The following is a 23,571-nucleotide window of genomic DNA, read 5'->3' on the forward strand; positions in this document are numbered from 1 at the left end:
TTATTTTCGAGTATGACCTTGTATGCAGATTTTAGAAGCCGACAAAAACGTACGCAAAAACATTAAGCGTTTTTATAAACAGCAACATTACTCAGCATCCTTTATGGGTTATGACCGTTGCTTTTATATTGCCAAGCCCAATCAAGACATTATCGCATCGGTTATTCTATCTGAGATTGAGCACGTCAACTTTTTACATGCTCTTGTGGTTGATAAAGCTTACCAAAAGCAAGGGTTTGCGAGTCAGTTAATAGATCAATGCGCCAACATAGGGACGCCGATATTCTGTTTTGCTGATAATAAGCTCGATAGATTATATCAAAGTAAAGGATTTCACCTAGGCCAAGAATCACAGTTGCCGGATGCCCTTGCCAAACGATGGCACTCTTACGTTAAAAAATCCCCTAACCTGTTAATTTACCAATACGATTAAAATACTGTATAAGCTCGAAGGCCGAACCTCTGTTCGGCCTCTTTGTTATAAAAAGTGATGAATAATTTGATTTGCACTACCCCGCCAATCTAAGCGTCGGTCGGCTTTATCTTGCTCAAACTTACCGTCAATTAAAGTATCAATAAGAGCCACGACTTGGCGTTGTTCTAGACTGAGCTCAGTCAAGGTATAACCCGTCCATAACCAAATATCTTTATCTTTACATTCAGTCCGAACCCGTTGCACCAATTTCAGCACATCCGCAACGTTATCAGGATGCAAGGGATCGCCACCAGATAACGACAAACCACGTCGCTTTATGCGAGTATCGTTTAAATCGCTGATGATCATATCAGCCATCGCATCGGTAAAAGGCTTGCCCGAGTCAATTTTTTGAGTTGACTGGTTATAACAACCTCTGCACTGGTGCACACACCCCGACACAAACAAGGTACAACGAGTGCCAGGGCCGTTAACCACATCAACAGGATAATACTGATGATAATTCATGTTTAAACTTTTAAGCTATTGAAAGTAATATTAAAGATGCTTAACTCGACGTTTTACTTCTTCTTGTTTACCAAAATTAAAGGGCCTTGCATCTGGGCTCCCTAAGTAGCCACAAACACGCCGAGTTACAGATACCTTTGTAGAGTCATGGTTGCCACATACAGGGCAAGTAAAGCCCTTACTGGTACAATCAAACTCACCATTAAAGCCACACTCATAACACTCATCAATTGGCGTATTGGTACCATAATAAGGCACCCTACTGTAACTGTAATCCCAAACATTTTCTAACGCCTCAATGTTTTTTTGCATATTAGGGAACTCGCCATAGCAAATAAAACCACCAGATGAAAATTCTGGATATGGCATTTCAAAATCGATTTTATCAAAAGGGGTTACCTTCTTTTGGACATCTAAATGGAAGCTGTTGGTGTAATAACCTTTATCAGTGACGCCTTCTATTACTCCAAATTCCTTGGTATCGATAGCACAAAAACGGTTACATAAATTTTCACTTGGAGTACCGTATAAACTAAAGCCATAACCGGTTTCTTCAGCCCAATCATTTACCTTCTTCTTCAGGTACTTGATTAGTTTAATCGCTTGTTGCTGCAAAGCTTTATCATCGTATAAATGACAGTTATTCGCGACTAAGGCCATCATCGCTTCATGAACACCAATATAACCTAAAGAAATCGATGCTCGATTATTTTTAAAAATATCCGCAATGGGCTCATCCGCTTTTAAACGAACCCCACAAGCCCCTTCCATGTAAAGAATAGGTGCTACACGTGCCTTAACATTTTCTAATCGTTTAATACGCGTTTCTAAAGCACGGCGCGCTAAGATAAGTTTATCGTCTAATAAGCGGTAAAAATCATCAAAATTACCTTTAGCTGTTAATGCGATACGAGGTAAATTCAAACTGACCACACCAAGGTTATTTCGCCCTTCGTGGATCACTTGTCCATTTTCATAGTAAGCACTTAAAAAACTGCGACACCCCATTGGGGTTTTAAAGGACCCTGTGACATCAACCACTTTATCGTAGTTTAAAATATCTGGGTACATTCGTTTTGAAGAACACTCAAGCGCGAGTTGCTTAATATCGTAATTAGGATCTTCCACTTTATGGTTAACACCATCTTTAATCGCAAAAACAAGTTTCGGAAATATGGCCGTTTTACTGTTTTTACCTAAACCGGCAATTCGATTGCGTAAAATAGATTGCTGGATCAATCTTGATGCCCAACTCGTACCCAAACCAAAACCAAAGGTAACGAACGGTGTTTGCCCATTGGCAGTATGTAAGGTGTTTACTTCGTACTCTAGTGATTGAAATGCATCAAAGCATTCTTTTTCAGTCTGCGCTTTAGCAAACTGTTCTGGATTTGGAATGCGCCATTCGTTCGCAACGTTGAGTTGCTTTTGGTAACTGGCGTGAATATAAGGTTCAAGTATTTCATCAATACGATTAATCGTGGTCCCACCGTAAATGTGACTGGCTACTTGTGCGATGATCTGAGCGGTTACTGCCGTGGCTGTAGAAATTGATTTTGGTGTTTCTATCTCAGCATTGCCCATCTTAAAGCCTTTCGTTAACATTCCTTCTAAATCGATAAGCATACAGTTGAACATAGGAAAGAAAGGCGCGTAGTCCAAATCATGATAATGAATATCGCCATTTTCATGTGCTTGTACAATATCGCGTGGCAAGATGTGAGTTTTAGCATAGTGCTTGGCGATGATACCCGCTAATAAATCCCTTTGGGTTGGGATCACTTTACCGTCTTTATTGGCATTTTCATTTATCAGATCTAAGTTACTCTCTTCCAGTAAACCATCAATCTCTTTGGTTAAAGCGCTATGTTTTTCTCGAGCGATATCACGATCATGTCGATATTCAATATACGATCGAGCCAGACCTTTATACTCACCTTGCATTAACTCGTTTTCTACCAGAGTTTGTATTTCATTAATGTGTACTTCTTCTGCTCCGGCGAGTTTAGCTTCCACCGCTAACGCTACATTTAAAGCGTAGATTGCAATTTCTTTGGTAATTTTATCGGCAGCACTTTCAACAGCAGCTTGTATGCGATCACGAGAAAAGGTCGCTCTAGACCCATCACGTTTAATAACGATTGGTTTCACTTTATGTCCTTTATTTTAATTATTTTAGCCTAACAACCAAATACTATATGTGGCGAACAAACACACACCTAACCACAACATATTGTGGTAATTAAACGGTAGGTAGCAAAATCAGGCATTGATCTAAATCAAATTTACAAGGAACTAAAACATCAGCGAGGTTTTATAAAATATTCATTTTATATATTCCTGCTAAATATTTTCATTGTTAAAAGTAGATAATTGAGAGATATCAATATATACAAAGCGATAGAGCTGTGAAGGTAAAATATTACGATAACTATTTAATAAATTTTTAGACTTAAAAACTTAGTTTTTATAAAAAAATAGTTTATTAATTTTAGATTACGGCTAACTAAAATTTAATCTATAGTCAACATTCAGATATACACTGTCATACCAGCATGTTGTTAAAAAGATGCGCTAGTTTTAATCCTGCTAAGCTGTCGGACGGTTATTTATTTGTCTAGTGGGACACACTTCAGTGGGACGGTATGCTTTCTGGGACGGTATGCAAGCCTCATCAATGAGCACCGTCATTGCGGTATGTCGTAGGCCGCAACCTCGTTGAGTTTCGAAGTGGTTTGAAATTATCAAAAACCCAGAAAGCAAAAAAGCTGCCCAGTGGACAGCCTTTCTTTAAATAGGAGCCTAGCGATGAAGTGCATGGATGCACAAATGCAGATAAATTCATGGATGAATGCTTTTTATCTGTGACCTACGTAGTAGGAACAGTAAGCCCAAAAACGAGAAAAGCCCGCTTAAATAAGCGGGCTTTTGGATTAGGAGCCTAGCGATGACCTACTCTCACATGGGAACTCCCACACTACCATCGGCGCTGTTGCGTTTCACTTCTGAGTTCGGCATGGGATCAGGTGGTTCCACAACGCTATTGTCGCTAGACAAAAACTTGTTATAACTTTAGATTTAATTGATTAAAAACACTATGAATTATCAATCAATTATACCCTAAGGGTTGAAAACCCGCTTAAATAAGCGGGTTTTCGAAATAGGAGCCTAGCGATGACCTACTCTCACATGGGAACTCCCACACTACCATCGGCGCTGTTGCGTTTCACTTCTGAGTTCGGCATGGGATCAGGTGGTTCCACAACGCTATTGTCGCTAGACAAAAACTTGTTAAACAATTTGAAATCTAATATTAAACGCTACTCAATTCTTACTTAATGCGTGAAGTACATGGATGTACAAATGTCGATATGCTTCATGGATGAACGCATTATATCGACGATTTTTCATGTCAAACCTACAAAACCTCTTGGGTGTTGTATGGTTAAGCCTCACGGGCAATTAGTATCAGTTAGCTCAAGGCCTCGCAACCCTTACACACCTGACCTATCAACGTCGTAGTCTCCGACGACCCTTTAGGGGACTTAAAGTCCCAGTGAGAACTCATCTCAAAGCCTGCTTCCCGCTTAGATGCTTTCAGCGGTTATCAGTTCCGAACATAGCTACCGGGCAATGCCATTGGCATGACAACCCGAACACCAGCGGTTCGTCCACTCCGGTCCTCTCGTACTAGGAGCAGCCCTCTTCAATTCTCAAACGCCCACGGCAGATAGGGACCGAACTGTCTCACGACGTTCTAAACCCAGCTCGCGTACCACTTTAAATGGCGAACAGCCATACCCTTGGGACCGACTTCAGCCCCAGGATGTGATGAGCCGACATCGAGGTGCCAAACACCGCCGTCGATATGAACTCTTGGGCGGTATCAGCCTGTTATCCCCGGAGTACCTTTTATCCGTTGAGCGATGGCCCTTCCATACAGAACCACCGGATCACTATGACCTACTTTCGTACCTGCTCGACGTGTCTGTCTCGCAGTTAAGCTGGCTTATGCCATTGCACTAACCGTACGATGTCCGACCGTACTTAGCCAACCTTCGTGCTCCTCCGTTACTCTTTGGGAGGAGACCGCCCCAGTCAAACTACCCACCAGACAGTGTCCCCAATCTCGATAAGAGACCTAGGTTAGAACATCACGCATACAAGGGTGGTATTTCAAGATTGGCTCCACAACATCTGGCGACGTTGCTTCAAAGCCTCCCACCTATCCTACACATGTAGGAGCAATGTTCACTGTCAAGCTATAGTAAAGGTTCACGGGGTCTTTCCGTCTAGCCGCGGGTATACGGCATCTTAACCGCAAATTCAATTTCACTGAGTCTCGGGTGGAGACAGTGTGGCCATGATTACGCCATTCGTGCAGGTCGGAACTTACCCGACAAGGAATTTCGCTACCTTAGGACCGTTATAGTTACGGCCGCCGTTTACCGGGGCTTCGATCATGAGCTTCGCTTGCGCTAACCCAATCAATTAACCTTCCGGCACCGGGCAGGCGTCACACCGTATACGTCATCTTTCGATTTTGCACAGTGCTGTGTTTTTAATAAACAGTTCCAGCCACCTGGTTACTTCGACTGACCTCAGCTTAAGGAGCAAGTCCCATCACCAAAGTCAGCGTACCTTCTCCCGAAGTTACGGTACTATTTTGCCTAGTTCCTTCACCCGAGTTCTCTCAAGCGCCTTAGTATTCTCTACCTAACCACCTGTGTCGGTTTGGGGTACGGTTCCTTATAATCTGATGCTTAGAAGCTTTTCCTGGAAGTAGGGCATCAACAACTTCAACTCCGTAGAGTCTCGTCTCGTATCTCAGCCTTAAGAAGTTCCGGATTTACCTAAAACTTCAGCCTACATACTTTCACATGGACAACCAACGCCATGCTTGCCTAGCCTGCTCCGTCCCTCCTTCGCAATTATAAGAAGTACAGAAATATTAATCTGTTTCCCATCGACTACGCGTTTCCGCCTCGCCTTAGGGGCCGACTTACCCTGCCCTGATTAACATGGGACAGGAAACCTTGGTCTTTCGGCGGGGGAGTTTTTCACTCCCCTTATCGTTACTCATGTCAGCATTCGCACTTCTGATACCTCCAGCATGCTTTACAACACACCTTCAACGGCTTACAGAACGCTCCCCTACCACTTGAACCTAAGTTCAAATCCGCAGCTTCGGTGCATAGTTTAGCCCCGTTACATCTTCCGCGCAGACCGACTCGACTAGTGAGCTATTACGCTTTCTTTAAAGGGTGGCTGCTTCTAAGCCAACCTCCTAGCTGTCTATGCCTTTCCACATCGTTTCCCACTTAACTATGACTTTGGGACCTTAGCTGGCGGTCTGGGTTGTTTCCCTTTCCACAACGGACGTTAGCACCCGCAGTGTGTCTCCCGGATAGTACTCATTGGTATTCGGAGTTTGCAAAGGGTTGGTAAGTCGGGATGACCCCCTAGCCTTAACAGTGCTCTACCCCCAATGGTATTCGTCCGAGGCTCTACCTAAATAGATTTCGGGGAGAACCAGCTATCTCCCGGCTTGATTAGCCTTTCACTCCGACCCACAGGTCATCACCGCATTTTTCAACATACGTGTGTTCGGTCCTCCAGTTGATGTTACTCAACCTTCAACCTGCCCATGGGTAGATCGCCGGGTTTCGGGTCTATGCCCTGCAACTAAACGCGCAGTTAACACTCGCTTTCGCTACGGCTCCCCTATTCGGTTAACCTTGCTACAGAACATAAGTCGCTGACCCATTATACAAAAGGTACGCAGTCACCTAACAAGTAGGCTTCCACTGCTTGTACGTATGCGGTTTCAGGTTCTATTTCACTCCCCTCACAGGGGTTCTTTTCGCCTTTCCCTCACGGTACTGGTTCACTATCGGTCAGTTAGGAGTATTTAGCCTTGGAGGATGGTCCCCCCATATTCAGTCAAGATTTCTCGTGTCCCGACCTACTCGATTTCACGGTAAGTTTATTTTCGTGTACGGGGCTATCACCCTGTATCGCTGCCCTTTCCAGAGCATTCCACTAATTTACAAACCGCTTAAGGGCTAATTCCCGTTCGCTCGCCGCTACTAAGGAAATCTCGGTTGATTTCTTTTCCTCGGGGTACTTAGATGTTTCAGTTCTCCCGGTTCGCCTCATTAAGCTATGTATTCACTTAATGATACCTGCCTTACGACAAGTGGGTTTCCCCATTCGGACATCTGTGCCTATAACGCCTTTTATCGGCTTAACACAGCTTTTCGCAGATTAACACGTCCTTCATCGCCTCTAACTGCCAAGGCATCCACCACATACGCTTAGTCACTTAACCATACAACCCCAAACGGTCTTGCTCGTTACTAGTCGTTTCTACGGCATTATCTTCTGTTTTCTCTCGATTACATAACACGTTATGCGCATTTCGAGAAAACATTGACGGCTTTGTAGAAGCGCCTAATTCCGTCGCAATACAGCCAATTAACTGACCGTATTTGCTTGGACTGTTCGGTGACTAAACCGAACTAATTGTATCGCCTGACATTTTCACGCATTCAATAAGAATGTCTTGAGTATAAAAAATCAATAATCAAAGATTATTAATTAGTTTGAAAACACTAGGAATGTGTTTTCGTTTTGGTGCTTATATCATTTGATAACATCGTGCGACACGTTGTTATCGATACAAACACCGGGTTTAATATCAGCTTTCCAAATTGTTAAAGATGTCATATCTGCGCACATTCGGCAGTTATGTGAGTGAAAACTCAAAGATAAGCATCGGTGCTTATCTTTAAGTTTTCATCAATTGTTATCATGCTATTTGTGTGAACACTCGCAGTACTTTCGTACTCATTAAGTTGTCTACTTAAGGTAAGGAGGTGATCCAACCCCAGGTTCCCCTAGGGTTACCTTGTTACGACTTCACCCCAGTCATGAATCACAAAGTGGTAACCGTCCTCCCGAAGGTTAAACTAGCTACTTCTTTTGCAACCCACTCCCATGGTGTGACGGGCGGTGTGTACAAGGCCCGGGAACGTATTCACCGCGGCATTCTGATCCACGATTACTAGCGATTCCGACTTCATGGAGTCGAGTTGCAGACTCCAATCCGGACTACGACAGACTTTATGGGATTCGCTCCACCTCGCGGTCTTGCTGCCCTTTGTATCTGCCATTGTAGCACGTGTGTAGCCCATCCCGTAAGGGCCATGATGACTTGACGTCGTCCCCACCTTCCTCCGGTTTATCACCGGCAGTCTCCTTAAAGTTCCCACCCGAAGTGCTGGCAAATAAGGATAAGGGTTGCGCTCGTTGCGGGACTTAACCCAACATTTCACAACACGAGCTGACGACAGCCATGCAGCACCTGTCTCAGAGTTCCCGAAGGCACGAAGCTATCTCTAGCGACTTCTCTGGATGTCAAGGGATGGTAAGGTTCTTCGCGTTGCATCGAATTAAACCACATGCTCCACCGCTTGTGCGGGCCCCCGTCAATTCATTTGAGTTTTAACCTTGCGGCCGTACTCCCCAGGCGGTCAACTTATCGCGTTAGCTGCGCTACCCACGTCTTAAAGACACAAACAGCTAGTTGACATCGTTTACGGCGTGGACTACCAGGGTATCTAATCCTGTTTGCTCCCCACGCTTTCGTGCCTCAGCGTCAGTATTTGTCCAGGTGGCCGCCTTCGCCACTGATGTTCCTTCCAATCTCTACGCATTTCACCGCTACACTGGAAATTCCACCACCCTCTACAATACTCTAGACAGCCAGTTCGAAATGCAGTTCCAAGGTTGAGCCCTGGGCTTTCACATCTCGCTTAACAATCCGCCTACGCACGCTTTACGCCCAGTAATTCCGATTAACGCTCGCACCCTCCGTATTACCGCGGCTGCTGGCACGGAGTTAGCCGGTGCTTCTTCTGCGAGTAACGTCACAGCTAGCAGATATTAGCTACTAACCTTTCCTCCTCGCTGAAAGTGCTTTACAACCCGAAGGCCTTCTTCACACACGCGGCATGGCTGCATCAGGGTTTCCCCCATTGTGCAATATTCCCCACTGCTGCCTCCCGTAGGAGTCTGGGCCGTGTCTCAGTCCCAGTGTGGCTGATCATCCTCTCAAACCAGCTAGAGATCGTCGCCATGGTAGGCCTTTACCCCACCATCTAGCTAATCTCACTTGGGCTAATCTAAAGGCGAAAGGTCCGAAGATCCCCTCCTTTGGTCCGTAGACATTATGCGGTATTAGCAGTCGTTTCCAACTGTTGTCCCCCACCTCAAGGCATATTCCCAAGCATTACTCACCCGTCCGCCGCTCGTCATCTTCTAGCAAGCTAGAAATGTTACCGCTCGACTTGCATGTGTTAAGCCTGCCGCCAGCGTTCAATCTGAGCCATGATCAAACTCTTCAATTAAAAAGTTGTTTTTTGATTCCGAAGAATCGACTCAATGAATTTGCTGGTTGTTTTCACTTGAAAAGTAAAAACAAACTTTACATAAAACATATGTATATATTTTGTGTGTCATCATCATTAAGTTAATGTGCTACCGGTATAAATACTTAGTAGCTTTGTAAATCAATCTTAATGTGAGTGCCCACACAAATTGCATGATAACTAATTGTTAAAGAGCTTATATGGATATAAGCTTGCTGATTCGTTCATGGATGAACAGGCAATCAGTAACTCCATATAAAACAAGCAATCTCATTCGCTGCTTGCGACGCTTCAGACCTTGCCCGAAGCGAGATGCGCATTCTACGCATCTGAAGTTCAAAGTCAACCGTTTTTAAAATCTTTTTTGAAAAAGTTTTTAAACTAGGATTTGCTTAAAACTCCCTTCACACTTGGCTTGTCAACCTTGTTGCCTAACCCCGTGGAAGTGGATGCGCATTCTAGAGATTTTTAGGATGCCGTCAACTGTTTTTTGCTATTTAATTAAACTTTCGGGCTGTTCGTTTAAAAAACAAGCAAAACACCTCTAAAACCTGTATCTCAAGCAAAATATATTGTCCTGCTAAGTTAATATTCAAACATTATAATCATGGTGATTTACGCTAAACCGTTAAAAAAATGAAAATTTTTTTTTACCTTCGTGATATTTTAATTTTTTTGATCTAATATCAAATGTATATACTTAAAATACATCTAAGGTTTGAATGCTCACATGCAGCTAATGCAGTTGTTTAGCTTCAAAATAATAATCAAAATAGAAGTGAAGTTATGAATAGAATATTTTACCCATTATTATTATGTGCAATGATTTCCATCCATGCCTTTGCTGCAGAAAAAGATGTGACTGTTTATCGCTGGGTTGATGAAAAAGGGGTTGTGCATTTTGATCAACATCAGCCACCAACAAATGAATACCAAGAGTTGAAAATAAAAACCAAGTATTCACCAATTCAAAAACCGATTACTGAAACCAATATAATACATGAAGCAAAAGGCGAAAATCTGGCCTTATCGTCAGACGCTGCAGCCAAATGTAATATTGCCAAGTCAAACCTGCGCACTTTAACGGACTTTGCTAAAGTTCAGATCACCGATAGTAACGGCAACTCCCGGATATTAACCGATGTCGAAAGGTTGCAACGATTACGTAAAAATGAAAGGGAAATTGAACTTTTTTGTCAATAACCCTTTCTCCAAACGACTAATTGATTTTAAGTTTGCCATCGACTACATCAACATGGATGGTTTGTTCTGGCATGAAATTACCACTTAATAATTCATTGGCTAATGGATTTTCTAGATACGTTTGTATTGCCCTTTTTAATGGCCTTGCCCCAAATACAGGATCAAAGCCGGCTTCTGATATTAGTGCTAAGGCATCATCGGTAACTTCTAGGCTAAATTGCTTATCTGCGAGTCGGCCTGCTAACTGAGCAATTTGTATCTTCGCTATTTGCTGTATTTGTTCTGATGTCAACGGATGGAAAACTACCGACTCATCAATGCGGTTTATAAACTCAGGTTTAAAGTGTTGGCCTACCACTTCCATTACCGTGGCTTTTAACTGTTCATAGGATTCTTCATTCGCCAGTGACTGGATTAAATCTGAGCCCATATTGGATGTCATTATTATTACCGTGTTACGAAAATCTACTGTTCTTCCTTGCCCATCCGTTAACCGACCGTCATCCAATACTTGCAACAGCACATTAAATACATCTGCATGAGCCTTTTCAATTTCATCAAGTAAGATCACCGAATAAGGCTTTCTGCGAACCGCTTCGGTCAGATAGCCCCCCTCTTCATAACCAACATAACCAGGAGGGGCACCGATTAACCTTGCCACAGAATGTTTCTCCATAAACTCTGACATATCTACTCTGATCAATGAGTCTTCGCTATCAAATAGAAAGTGCGCTAAAGATTTGGTCAATTCGGTTTTACCAACCCCAGTCGGCCCTAAAAATAAAAAGGACCCTATAGGTTGGTTTGGATCTGCAAGCCCTGCTCTTGAACGTCGAATGGCATTGGCCACTGTTTTTAACGCCTCTTCTTGGCCAATAACTTTTTGCTGTAAAGTGTTTTCCATTTTAAGCAATTTATCTTTTTCACCCTCTAGCATTTTGGCCACAGGGATCCCAGTCGCTTTTGATAACACCTCAGCGATTTCATTATCGGTTACTTTATTTCGCAGTAACTTCAAATCCACTTTTTCTGGCATAGACGCTGATTCAAGTTGTTTTTCTAAATCAGGGATCACACCATATTGTAATTCAGACATTTTATTGAGATCCGAATTACGACGGGCAACATCTAGGTCTAGTCGGGCCTGTTCAAGATCGGCTTTTATGGTTTGGGTACCATAGAGAGACGCTTTTTCATTTTTCCAAATCAGCTCAAGCTCATCATACTGTTGTTGTATTTTGTCAATATCAGCCGTAAGTAATTCCAACCGTTTAATCGAAGCAGAGTCGGTCTCTTTTTCTAAGGCTTTTTGTTCGAGCTTTAATTGAATTAACCGACGCTCTAATCGGTCCAACTCTTCTGGCTTTGAATCCATTTGCATTCGAATACTCGAAGCGGCTTCGTCAATTAAGTCGATGGCTTTATCGGGGAGTTGTCGATCACTTATATAACGATGAGATAACGCTGCCGCTGCAACAATGGCCGGATCGGTTATTTCAACACTATGGTGCAGTTCATAACGCTCTTTTAAACCACGTAAAATGGCTACCGTATCTTCAACGCTTGGCTCCTCAATCAACACTTTTTGGAAACGTCGCTCTAGTGCCGCATCTTTTTCAATGTATTTTCTATATTCATCTAAAGTCGTTGCCCCCACACAGTGCAATTCACCTCGCGCTAGCGCGGGTTTTAGCATGTTACCCGCATCCATAGCCCCATCTGTTTTGCCAGCTCCGACCATGGTGTGAAGTTCATCAATAAATAAAATAACCTGACCTTCTTCTTTAGCCAGTTCATTTAATACCGCTTTAAGTCTCTCTTCAAACTCACCTCGGTATTTGGCTCCAGCAATAAGCGCGCCCATATCAAGTGATAATACTTTCTTATTTTTTAATCCTTCCGATACTTCACCATTAACTATACGTTGAGCTAGCCCTTCGGCAATGGCCGTTTTACCCACACCTGGTTGACCGATTAAAACAGGGTTGTTTTTTGTGCGCCGTTGCAAAACTTGTAAGGTTCGACGAATTTCTTCATCTCGCCCAATCACAGGATCTAATTTACCTTGCTCTGCTCGCTCAGATAAATTTATGGTGTATTTTTCCAGCGCTTGGCGATTATCTTCGGCATTTGCATCTTGCACCGTTTGCCCCCCACGAGCGGTGTCGATAGCTTTTTTCAAATTTGCTTGAGTTAATTTAAATTGCTTAAATAATTGGCCTAAAGGGCCGTTATCTTGCAATACCGCCAGCAAAAAGGTTTCAGAAGATATAAATTTGTCATTTTGTTGTTGTGAAATTTTGTCACATAAATTCATCGCAGCATGCAGTGCCGATGAAATTTGTATTTGGCCACCAACACCTTCAACCGTTGGTAATTTAGCAATGATTTGGCTAACACTTGCACGAAAGGCCCCGACATCCACTTGGCATGCCTTCAGTACAGGCAGTACGGCACTGTCGGTTTGATTTAATAAAGCCATCATTAGGTGAGCAGGCTCTATAAACTGATGATCTTTACCGAGCGCGAGAGATTGGGCATCGGCAATGGCTTGTTGGAATTTTTGAGTGAATTTATCGATTCTCATAAGACCCCTCTACAATGTCTGAATTAACCGTATATGGGATAAGGTTTAATCTGTTAATACTTAATAGATTGGCTTTAACAACGGAAATTTCAATAGTCTGTTAAATTTTTTTGTCATTATTGAAATTTAGAAAGGTAACAAAGTGGCAACTTAACGATACTCGATGAAACCTTAAAGAGGCGGTAATGATTGAAGTAAAGGTATTACAGATAAGCTTATTTTCGACTGATAATCGTTGCCATCCTTCCTGTTTTACCATCACGTCGATATGAGAAGTAGTGCTCTGGCATACTGACCGTACACTCGGCTAATAGCGAAATATTATCGATACCAGCGCGTTGTAATAATAACGTGGCTATGAGCTGCAAATCGGCCAAATACTTTTCATTATGAGGCGTAAATGCTTGCGCTAATACAGGATATAGCTCAACAAACTGTTGTTTAACCTCTGCCCCTACTTCGAAACACTTAGGCCCAATACAAGGACCAAGCCATGCGTTTATGTTACGGGGTTTAGCCTCAAAACATGCCAGTGTATTGTCAATAATATTGGCAACCAGCGGTCGCCAACCGGCATGAATGGCGGCAATTTCATTGCCGTTATCAGATGATAATAATATCGGTAAACAATCGGCCGTTAATATAGCAATAGGTTGCTGCGCTAATTGGGTATAGATGGCATCAGCTTGCGGAGCTTCTGGTAAATAAGCCGTGAGCTTAACCACCTTAGCAGAGTGCACTTGTGAAAGCCATTGGATGTTGGCTCCCGGAGGTAGAAATTGGCGTAACAGTTGCCGATTTTGTTCAACATCTTTAGGCTCATCGTCAACATGGTTGGCTAGATTAAAACTATCAAAGGGCGCCATACTGACGCCATCTTTACGGGTAGTCGTAAAAGCTAAAATATTGGCCAAATTCGGCCATTGAATGTCCTTTTTCAATGATTTATACCTGTTGATATTAACCGATTAATATTCTATCTCTTGATTGAGTTTGGTATCTTCACGTAGTGAGTTAGTTAAGTGCACCATATCATCAGGCACGGGGGCATGCCATGTCATGAGTTCGCCCGTTATCGGGTGAAATAAAGATAACATAGCGGCGTGCAAAGCTTGGCGTTTGAAGCTTCGCAAGATCTCACGCAACTCTTCACTGGCGCCTTTAGGTGGTCTCGGGCGACCACCATATACTGGATCACCCACTAATGGATGCGCAATATGAGCCATATGAACACGGATTTGGTGAGTTCGTCCAGTTTCCAGTCTCAGCCTTAAACGCGTATGCGAACGAAATTTTTCCATGACGCGATAATGCGTAACCGATGGTCGCCCTGACATGGTCACCGCCATATGTGTTCTTTTCGATGCGTGTCGACCAATAGGTTCATCCACCACGCCACCAGCAGTCATAATGCCATTGGCCACGGCTTCATACTCACGAGTAATTTCACGTGCTTGCAATGCTTCAACGAGATTGGTTTGAGCCGCAATTGACTTAGCCACAACCATAAGTCCAGTCGTGTCTTTGTCTAGTCGATGCACAATGCCAGCGCGAGGCAATTTGTCTTGCTCTGGATTATGATGCAACAACGCATTTAAAACAGTGCCATCAGGGTTACCGGCACCAGGGTGCACAACCAGACCCGCTGGCTTATTGATCACTAAAATATCGTCGTCTTCATAAACAATATTAAGCTTAATGTCCTGTGCTTCATAATGCACCTCGGTTTCGATTTCCGCATTCAAAGTAATGGTTTCACCGCCCAAAAGCTTTTCTCTTGCTTTAGTCACAGTGGTGCCATTTACCTGAACATTTCCGGCTAAGATCCACTCTTTTAGACGTGAACGGGAATAATCAGGGAACATTTGTGCAATTGTTTGGTCTAGACGTTTACCTAAACAAACATCAGGTACGATATCTTGGTGTTGTATTTTTTCAGCCATTAAAGTCTCTGTGAAATAGCAATTGTGTATTACATAAAAGCTAGGTTAGAATGCATCAGTACATTTTACCTGCTTTGTGCGGGGCTTTCATAATTATTTTAACTAGAATAAGCAGACATCCATAATCTATGAACAAGTTTACATTAAAAACCCTATCATTTACCCTTTTTCTGAGCCTTATGGGTTGCGCTACTTCAGAAAGAGGTATAGAGAAAGTTCCAGACGAGTCCGCACAGGCATTATATCAATCAGCTAAAAGTGCTTTAGACAATGGTTTATATCAAAAAGCCATCCCTATTTTATCGGCTATTGATTCACGCTACCCTTTTGGTGCGATTTCACATCAGGTACAACTTGACTTAATTTATGCTTACTACAAAGCAGGGGATACTGCTCAAGGGATCGCATTAGTAGAGCGCTTTTTACGATTAAATCCTAATCATGAAAATGTGGATTATGTATATTATATGCGTGGTTTAATGCGCTTATCGGAAGAAGAAAACCTGTTCCAAGAAATGGCAGGTATTGATCGAAGCGATCGCGATCCGACACATGCTCGTGAAGCATTTAAAGATTTCAAACACATTATTAGCACCTACCCTGAAAGTAAATACGTTGCCGATTCAAGACAACGTCTTATTGCAATCAAAAGTCGCTTGGCCGACTACGAACTTGCGGCTGCAAAATTTTACATGCAGCGAAACGCTTATGCTGCCGCCGCAAATCGCGGTCGCTACATTGTGGAGTACTTCTCACCAAGCAAGCAAGTTGAAGAAGCTTTGGTTATTATGATCGAATGTTACGACATTTTAGGCTTAGATGAATTAAAGCAAAACGCTCTGCAAGTATTAGCTGCAAACTACCCGAGCAATCCAATTATACGATAATTTATCGCTTTGCTTGCTGATCAAAAAACGGGACATTTTAGTCCCGTTTTTATTATCTAAAATGGCGCCGAGTAAAGACCACACCATCGCTTATAGGATTTCAAAGATTGGTGATGTAAGAGTTTCAATCTAAGCCTCTCTCTCACATTACTAAGGCAAAAGAAAGAGGTGTATATAAAAACCTCGTCAGTATAAAAGGATTTAAGAGAGCAACGCTATTGTTAGCTGTTGTTAGTTATCTGTTATCTGTTTATCACACTTTTCGTCTGATCAAGTAAACCGCCACCATAACAAATAACAGGCTAGGTAAAACAGCACCTAAAAACGGCGAGAAGTTAAAAGTCAAACTCATTGAGCCAAACATCCGATTGATAAAATCGTAACAAATCCCGGTACCTATTCCCATCATAATTCTTGCCCCCATAGACACGGAACGCAATGGTCCGAAAATATAAGACAAGGCTACTAGTAACATCACAGCAACGGTAATGGGTTGCATCAGCTTACGCCAAAAAGCCAACATATAGCGTGATGTATCCTGTTGATTTTCATTTAAATAATCAAGGTAGCTAACCAAACCACGAAGCGATAATGCTTCTGGTTTTACGGTTACAACACCAAGTTTATCGGGCGTCAAAGAGGATTTCCATTCATAGCTCTCTTGATTGATGCGTGTGATTAATTGTGGGGTAAAGTTGGCAATTTCAACCTTTGACAATAACCATTTCTGTCCAACCCATACCGCACTTTCTGCGGTTAACCAGCGCTTCATTTCAAGGTTGTCATCAAACTTAAAAAACGATAATTTTTTTAATGTGCCGGTATCCGCGACTTCGTTGATGTTAACGATTAAATCACCATCTTTGGCCCAAACTCCGTTTTTAGCCGAAATTAAGCTACCGCTTGAAATGGCTTGTGCTCTTAACTCTCTTGCGGTCGCTTCACCTTGCGGTGCCAACCATTCCCCAATGGCCATACTTAAGACAATTAAAATCAACGCGGTTTTCATCACCGATTTAATGATTTTTAATTTTGACATACCTGAGGCTTGCATGACCACTAACTCACTGTTATTGGCCATCATTCCAAGGCCAATTAAACCACCAATTAAGGCCGCCATAGGAAAGAATATTTCAATATCTCTTGGCATAGAGTAAAGCGAATAAAGAGCCGCATGCACTAAATCATAGTTACCACGGCCAACGGCGCGCATTTGCTCAACAAATTTAATAATGCTACTCACACTCACAAGCACTGCTAGGGTGAGGAAGGTGGTGGTCGCAATAATTCGGCCAATGTACAAGTCTAAAATTCGCATTACTTCTTACCTCGACCAAATTTAGCCTTGATTTTTTTACCGCTTTCTCGACTCTTTAACAGCAAACTCCAGCCTAAAAACAAAGCTATTAGGTGAATAGGCCATAAACCAACTTGAGTTGCAATCACCCCATCTTCGACCGCAGAGCGAGCACTGGTAAGGGCTAAAAAGTAACCTAAAAACAGCAATAAAGCAGGAAACATTTTGGCGAATTTACCTTGCCTTGGATTGACCACACTTAACGGCACCGCGATCAGAGTTAGAATAAATACCGATATTGGAAAAGCGAATCGCCACTGAACTTCAGCAATCGCTTCTTTGGACGTATCATTTAATAAGGTTAGCGTCGGCAAAGCTTCTAATTTACGACGTTTATATTCGGCTTTTTGATCTTGAATTTGCATTTCATACTTGCCGAAATTAACCATATTAAAAGTGTTGTGTTGCGCACTTTTTTCATAACGGTTACCGTTTTCTAGGATCAATCTTTGCGCGCCATCCTCCATCTCGACAATTTGTCCAGACGAGGCATAAATAAGACTGACTGAAGAGTTAGTTTCGGTTTCTAAGTCTTCCGGTAGATGGGCAACGAAGACTTTTTTAAGCGCATTTTTATCTTCAATAGAGTGAACAAAAATCACCGCTTTCTCATCACTGGTTTTTTGGAATCGTCCAGAGATAAGAGAAGACAAACCAACATCTTTTGATAACTCTTCTTTAACTTGGTATTCCTGCTCAGCCGCATAAGGTGACAAGTATAAAGTAAATAACCCTGTGATCATGGCTGTAAACAAGGCGGCAACTAGGGTGACCCGCACAACGTACCACTCACTCACCCCACAGGCATGCAGAACTGACATTTCGTTATCGGCGTATATTCGACCATAAGCCAATAAAATACCTAAAAATAAACTTAAGGGTAATAAAAGCCCAATTAAATGAGGTACGGTTAAGCCAATAAAGGTCATTACCATTTGCCCGGGGATCCCACCTTCTGATGCGTCTCCGAGAATACGAACAAATTTTTGACTGACGAAAATGGTCATTAAGACCAGAAAAACACCAAGCTGTGTTCGACTGACTTCGTTTAATAAATATCGAAAAATAATCACTGATTTAACCCAAAAAACTTAGTTTTTTTCTGACAAGAGGGACATTTTTAAGTAAACTTACCATTTTTATAAATAAAAAAATATGATGCACAGATGCGATGTTTTTGAATCTGGCTATAATAATAGCCGAAAAGATAGTCATTCACCTTATTTAGTCTATCTTCTTGAGGTCGATTTTAGCAAGCTTAACATCGCATTTTAAGCTAAAAACAAGTATTTAAAAACGAATTAGGAGTATTCATGGAGTTCAGTGTAAAAAGTGGCAGTCCCGAAAAACAGCGTAGTGCCTGTATCGTCGTCGGTGTATATGAACCCCGTCGCTTATCTGCTGTCGCTGAACAACTGGATGAAATCAGTGGTGGTTACATCTCAAACCTTTTACGTCGAGGCGATTTAGAAGGTAAATCCGGTCAAATGCTGTTGTTACACCAAGTACCGAATATTTTGAGTGAGCGCGTTTTACTTGTTGGTTGTGGCAAGGAACGAGAATTGGACGAGCGTCAATATCGTCAAATCATCAGTAAAACCATTAACACACTTAACGAAACCGGCTCAATGGAAGCCGTATGCTTCTTATCGGAATTGCATGTTAAAGGTCGTGATACTTATTGGAAAGTAAGACAAGCTGTAGAAGCAACACAAGATTGTTTATACAGTTTTAATACCTTAAAAACTCGCAAAGAAGAACCTAGACGTCCACTGCGTAAAATCGTTTTCAACGTGCCGACACGTCGCGAACTAACCCTAGGTGAGCGTGCCATTAACCATGGCTTAGGTATCGCTGCGGGGATTAACGTGTGTAAAGACGTGGCTAACTTACCGCCAAATATTTGTAATCCAGCTTATCTTGCCGAACAAGCTCAAAAACTTGCAGCCGATAACGAAAAAGTGACAACAGATATTATTAACGAAGCGATGATGGAAGAATTGGGCATGGGCTCTTATCTTGCCGTTGGCCGTGGTAGTGACAATGAATCACTGATGAGTGTGATCAAATATCAAGGTGGTGCAAGCGACGCCAAACCAATTGTCTTAGTCGGTAAAGGATTAACATTCGATTCAGGTGGTATTTCATTAAAACCAGGCGAAGGCATGGATGAAATGAAATACGATATGGGTGGCGCAGCGGCTGTTCTTGGTACCATGCATGCGTTAGTTCAATTAAACTTGCCAGTCAATGTGATTGGGGTATTAGCTGGGTGTGAGAACATGCCTGATGCAAATGCCTACCGTCCAGGTGATATTTTAACAACCATGTCGGGGCAAACGGTTGAAGTCCTTAACACCGATGCAGAAGGTCGTTTGGTATTATGTGACGCATTGACCTATGTAGAGCGCTTTGATCCCGAAGCCGTTATCGATGTAGCGACGTTAACAGGCGCTTGTGTGATTGCCTTAGGTGCGCATGCAACGGGCTTGTTAAGTACACATAATCCATTGGCTCATGAGCTATTAAATGCCTCGGATCAAAGTGGAGATCGCGCATGGCGCTTACCGTTATGGGATGATTATCAAGATCAATTGGAAAGCCCATTTGCCGATTTTACCAATTTAGGTGGCCGCCCTGCAGGCACCATTACAGCAGCATGCTTCTTATCAAGATTCACCAAGAAATACCACTGGGCTCATCTTGATATCGCAGGAACAGCCTGGCGTGGTGGTGCGAAAAAAGGCTCTACCGGTCGCCCTGTTAGCATGTTAACTCAATACTTGTTAAACCGAACTGGTCAGGAGCAAGGCGAGTAGTTATGCCAAAGCAGGTTGTGTTTCATCTGTTAGCCAAAGAAACTGCCGACGACGCGAATCAAGCCCTATTACAATGGGCTTGTGAATTAGCCGCAGAGCAGTTTAGAGCGCACAAACGTGTATTTATTTATACTGATGACCAACAAACAGCACATGCGGTGGACGAGCTACTCTGGTCGTTTGACTCGCAAAGCTTTGTTCCGCATAACCTGCCGGGCGAGGATTCACATAAAGGATCGCCAGTTGAGATAAGCTGGCAACCACCAATAAATCATCGCCATATATTAATTAATTTAAGTAGTAAGGTTCCAACCTTTGCTACTCAGTTTTCTCAAATTTTAGACTTTGTACCTGCTGCGGAAGAATTGACGAAACTCGCCAGATTAAGGTATCGACAATACCAACAAACTGGCTTTGAATTGCAAACCCGTACAGCTACTCAAGCAGCGTAGTATCTTTTTATTATGGAAAAAACATTTAATCCTTCTCAAACAGAACAGGCCCTTTATTCTTCGTGGGAAGAAAAAGGCTATTTTAGCCCGACCGGACAAGGTGACGGATATTGCATTGCGATCCCACCACCAAACGTAACCGGCAGTTTGCATATGGGGCATGCGTTCCAACAAACCATAATGGATACCCTCATTCGTTATCAGCGTATGCAAGGCAAAAATACCTTATGGCAAGTGGGTACTGACCACGCTGGTATCGCGACCCAAATGGTGGTTGAGCGTAAAATAGCCGCCGAAGAAAACAAAACTCGCCACGATTATGGGCGTGAAGCTTTTATCGACAAAATCTGGGAGTGGAAAGAGCACTCTGGTGGCACTATTGGTGGTCAAATGCGTCGCCTTGGTAATTCAATCGATTGGAGCCGTGAGCGTTTTACCATGGATGAGGGCATGAGCAATGCCGTTCAAGAAGTGTTTGTTCGCTTATACCAAGAAGACCTCATTTATCGTGGTAAGCGCTTGGTCAACTGGGATCCTAAATTACACACCGCCATTTCTGACTTAGAAGTTGAAAACAAAGACAAAAAAGGCCATATGTGGCATTTTCGTTACCCATTAGCCGATGGTGTAAAAACAGCGGATGGTAAAGACTACATTGTGGTGGCCACTACCCGCCCAGAAACCGTATTAGGTGACACGGGTGTTGCGGTTAATCCAGCGGATGAACGATATAAAGACCTAATTGGTAAAGATATTTTATTACCGATTGTTAATCGTCGTATTCCAATTGTTGGTGATGACCACGCCGATATGGAAAAAGGCACAGGTTGTGTAAAAATCACCCCTGCCCACGATTTCAACGATAATGAAGTGGGTAAGCGTCATGCCCTACCACAAATCAATATTTTTGATCGAGACGCGGCTATTCTAGCGAAAGCGCAAGTTTTTGATACCAACGGCGAAGAAAGTGACGTATACAGTGATGCGTTACCAGCCCAATATGCCGGCCTTGATCGTTTTGCAGCGCGTAAGTTGATTGTTGAAGAATTTGAACAAGCTGGTTTACTAGATGAAATCAAAGACCACGAATTGACAGTGCCTTATGGTGATCGTTCTGGTGTGGTCATCGAACCATATCTAACCGACCAATGGTATGTGCGCGCGGCACCTTTAGCCAAACCTGCGGTAGCAGCGGTTGAAAATGGTGACATTGAATTTGTTCCTAAACAATATGAAAACATGTACTTTTCTTGGATGCGTGACATTCAAGACTGGTGTATTTCACGTCAGCTTTGGTGGGGACACCGGATTCCGGCATGGTACGACAAACAAGGGAATGTATATGTTGGTCGCAGCGAAGACGAAGTACGTGCCAACCACAATTTAGATGCTTCGATTGAACTTAACCAAGACAACGATGTACTCGATACTTGGTTTTCATCGGCACTTTGGACTTTTTCGACTCTTGGCTGGCCAGACAAAACCGACGCTTTAAAGCAATTCCATTCAACCGATGTGTTGGTCACAGGTTTTGATATTATTTTCTTCTGGGTTGCTCGCATGATCATGATGACCATGCACTTTGTCAAAGACGAAGACGGTACCCCACAAGTGCCATTTAAAAAGGTGTATGTAACCGGTCTTATTCGCGATGAAAATGGCGACAAGATGAGTAAATCAAAAGGTAATGTTATTGATCCTCTGGACATGATTGATGGTATTTCGTTAGACGATTTACTGCAAAAACGTACCGGCAATATGATGCAGCCTCAGCTAGCGAAGAAAATCACTAAGCTGACCCAAAAAGAATTTCCAAATGGCATTGAAGCACACGGCACCGATGCACTGCGTTTCACCCTAACATCGGTAGCCTCAACTGGTCGTGATATCAGTTGGGATATGAAGCGCTTAGAAGGTTACCGTAACTTTACCAATAAGTTATGGAACGCCAGCCGTTATGTTTTAATGAATACCGAAGAGCATGACTGTGGTAAAAATGGCGGCGAAATGGAGTTTTCATTGGCTGATCGTTGGATTCAAGGTCAATTTCAACAAACAGTTAAGGCCGTTCATGAAGCGTTTGATACTTTCCGTTTTGATATCGCATCACAAGCTTTGTATGAGTTTACTTGGAACCAGTTCTGTGACTGGTACTTAGAGCTTACCAAACCGGTATTATTTAAAGGTTCTGAAGCTCAGCAACGCGGTACTCGCTATACATTGGTGAACACCCTAGAAGCCTTACTTCGCCTGATGCACCCTATTATGCCTTTCATCACGGAAACGATTTGGCAGCGTGTTGAAAAAGTAGCGAGTGTTGAAAGCCAAGGTGATAGCATCATGATCCAAGCCTTTCCGCAATATGATGCTTCTCAAGTGGATGAACAAGCGATTGCCGACTTAGAGTGGGTTAAAAGCTTTATTATCGCGATTCGCAACATACGTGGCGAAATGGACATAGCGCCAAGCAAACCGTTACCAGTACTGTTAAAGCATATCAACGCTCAAGACAGCCGTCGTCTAGAAGAAAACAAGACCTTCTTGTCTGCTCTGGCAAAATTAGAGTCTATCGACATCCTTGGTGATGATGAGAAAGGCCCTGCGTCAGCGACCGCAGTGATTGGCGATATGAGTGTGATGATCCCTATGGCGGGCCTTATCGACGTAGAAGCAGAACTTGCTCGACTTTCTAAAGCCATTGAAAAGCTTGAAAAAGAAGTTCAGCGTACACGTGGCAAGCTAAACAATGAAAACTTTGTTGGTAAAGCGCCTCAGGCGGTTATTGAGAAAGAAAAGCAAAAACTTGCTGAGAACGAATCAATGATGCAAACCTTGGCTGAGCAAAAAGCATCAATAGCCAATATGTAACGACAACCGTTTGTCTAAACGAATAAAAAAGCCAGAAGCATTGCTTCTGGCTTTTTCTTATCGGTTGTCCCGCCCTAAAA

13 protein-coding genes and 4 rRNA genes are annotated in these 23,571 nt (G+C 42.8%); 6 read left to right on the forward strand and 11 right to left on the reverse strand.

Features of this window, described 5'->3' with window-relative positions; all coding sequences use genetic code 11:
* The first annotated feature begins 22 nt into the window (after positions 1–22).
* Complete coding sequence (locus ACAY00_RS10725; RefSeq protein ID WP_371373274.1) at positions 23–433, forward strand: GNAT family N-acetyltransferase; 411 nt, start codon at positions 23–25, stop codon at positions 431–433.
* A gap of 45 nt (positions 434–478) precedes the next feature.
* On the opposite strand, the gene nrdG is transcribed toward ACAY00_RS10725, so the two are convergent.
* From nrdG to ACAY00_RS10755, 6 genes are all read right to left on the reverse strand, one after another.
* Complete coding sequence (nrdG, locus tag ACAY00_RS10730) at positions 479–943, reverse strand: anaerobic ribonucleoside-triphosphate reductase-activating protein (RefSeq protein WP_371373276.1); 465 nt, start codon at positions 941–943, stop codon at positions 479–481.
* 30 nt (positions 944–973) lie between these two features.
* Positions 974–3,094 carry an anaerobic ribonucleoside-triphosphate reductase gene (gene nrdD, locus ACAY00_RS10735; protein WP_371373279.1) on the reverse strand — a complete coding sequence of 707 codons (2,121 nt, stop codon included), beginning with the start codon at positions 3,092–3,094 and terminating at the stop codon, positions 974–976.
* Positions 3,095–3,882: 788 nt separating this feature from the next.
* Positions 3,883–3,997: ribosomal RNA gene (rrf, locus tag ACAY00_RS10740) — 5S ribosomal RNA — on the reverse strand.
* Positions 3,998–4,109: 112 nt separating this feature from the next.
* Positions 4,110–4,224, reverse strand: a 5S ribosomal RNA gene (gene rrf, locus ACAY00_RS10745).
* 160 nt (positions 4,225–4,384) lie between these two features.
* Positions 4,385–7,274: ribosomal RNA gene (locus ACAY00_RS10750) — 23S ribosomal RNA — on the reverse strand.
* Between the two features lie 540 nt (positions 7,275–7,814).
* Positions 7,815–9,354 (reverse strand): 16S ribosomal RNA (locus tag ACAY00_RS10755).
* The 16S, 23S and 5S rRNA genes sit together here, the layout of an rRNA operon.
* 807 nt (positions 9,355–10,161) lie before the next feature.
* On the opposite strand from ACAY00_RS10755, the gene ACAY00_RS10760 reads away from it, so the two are divergent.
* A complete protein-coding gene (locus tag ACAY00_RS10760; protein WP_371373282.1) occupies positions 10,162–10,578 on the forward strand; it encodes a DUF4124 domain-containing protein in 417 nt (138 codons plus the stop codon).
* A gap of 16 nt (positions 10,579–10,594) precedes the next feature.
* Here ACAY00_RS10760 and clpB read toward each other — a convergent pair whose 3' ends face one another.
* The 3 genes from clpB to rluD all read right to left on the reverse strand — a co-directional run bounded on the left by clpB (position 10,595) and on the right by rluD (position 15,108).
* Positions 10,595–13,165, reverse strand: a complete 2,571-nt coding sequence (clpB, locus tag ACAY00_RS10765; RefSeq protein ID WP_371373285.1) for an ATP-dependent chaperone ClpB — start codon at positions 13,163–13,165, stop codon at positions 10,595–10,597.
* Positions 13,166–13,380: 215 nt separating this feature from the next.
* A complete protein-coding gene (pgeF, locus tag ACAY00_RS10770) occupies positions 13,381–14,106 on the reverse strand; it encodes a peptidoglycan editing factor PgeF (protein WP_371373288.1) in 726 nt (241 codons plus the stop codon).
* Between the two features lie 27 nt (positions 14,107–14,133).
* A complete protein-coding gene (rluD, locus tag ACAY00_RS10775) occupies positions 14,134–15,108 on the reverse strand; it encodes a 23S rRNA pseudouridine(1911/1915/1917) synthase RluD (RefSeq protein WP_371373292.1) in 975 nt (324 codons plus the stop codon).
* Between the two features lie 128 nt (positions 15,109–15,236).
* On the opposite strand from rluD, the gene ACAY00_RS10780 reads away from it, so the two are divergent.
* Entirely contained in the window at positions 15,237–15,995 is a 759-nt protein-coding gene (locus tag ACAY00_RS10780; protein ID WP_371373295.1) for an outer membrane protein assembly factor BamD, read from the forward strand.
* A 253-nt stretch (positions 15,996–16,248) separates the two neighbouring features.
* Here ACAY00_RS10780 and lptG read toward each other — a convergent pair whose 3' ends face one another.
* Entirely contained in the window at positions 16,249–17,313 is a 1,065-nt protein-coding gene (lptG, locus tag ACAY00_RS10785; protein ID WP_371373298.1) for an LPS export ABC transporter permease LptG, read from the reverse strand.
* On the reverse strand, positions 17,313–18,425 hold the full coding sequence (gene lptF, locus ACAY00_RS10790) for an LPS export ABC transporter permease LptF (RefSeq protein WP_371373301.1): 1,113 nt from the start codon (positions 18,423–18,425) through the stop codon (positions 17,313–17,315). Before lptF ends, lptG begins: the two co-directional genes overlap by 1 nt.
* A gap of 240 nt (positions 18,426–18,665) precedes the next feature.
* Between lptF and pepA the strand changes: the two genes are divergently transcribed.
* Genes pepA through ACAY00_RS10805 form a run of 3 tightly spaced genes read left to right on the forward strand, consistent with a single transcriptional unit; the run spans position 18,666 to position 23,491 of the window.
* Positions 18,666–20,171, forward strand: a complete 1,506-nt coding sequence (pepA, locus tag ACAY00_RS10795) for a leucyl aminopeptidase (RefSeq protein ID WP_371373304.1) — start codon at positions 18,666–18,668, stop codon at positions 20,169–20,171.
* A gap of 2 nt (positions 20,172–20,173) precedes the next feature.
* Positions 20,174–20,623: a DNA polymerase III subunit chi gene (locus ACAY00_RS10800; RefSeq protein WP_371373307.1), complete on the forward strand. Its 450-nt coding sequence runs from the start codon at positions 20,174–20,176 to the stop codon at positions 20,621–20,623.
* 12 nt (positions 20,624–20,635) lie between these two features.
* Positions 20,636–23,491, forward strand: a complete 2,856-nt coding sequence (locus ACAY00_RS10805; RefSeq protein WP_371373310.1) for a valine--tRNA ligase — start codon at positions 20,636–20,638, stop codon at positions 23,489–23,491.
* Positions 23,492–23,571: the final 80 nt, after the last annotated feature.

The sequence above is a fragment of the Thalassotalea sp. 273M-4 genome (assembly GCF_041410465.1).
GTDB classification, from domain to species: domain Bacteria; phylum Pseudomonadota; class Gammaproteobacteria; order Enterobacterales; family Alteromonadaceae; genus Thalassotalea_A; species Thalassotalea_A aquiviva.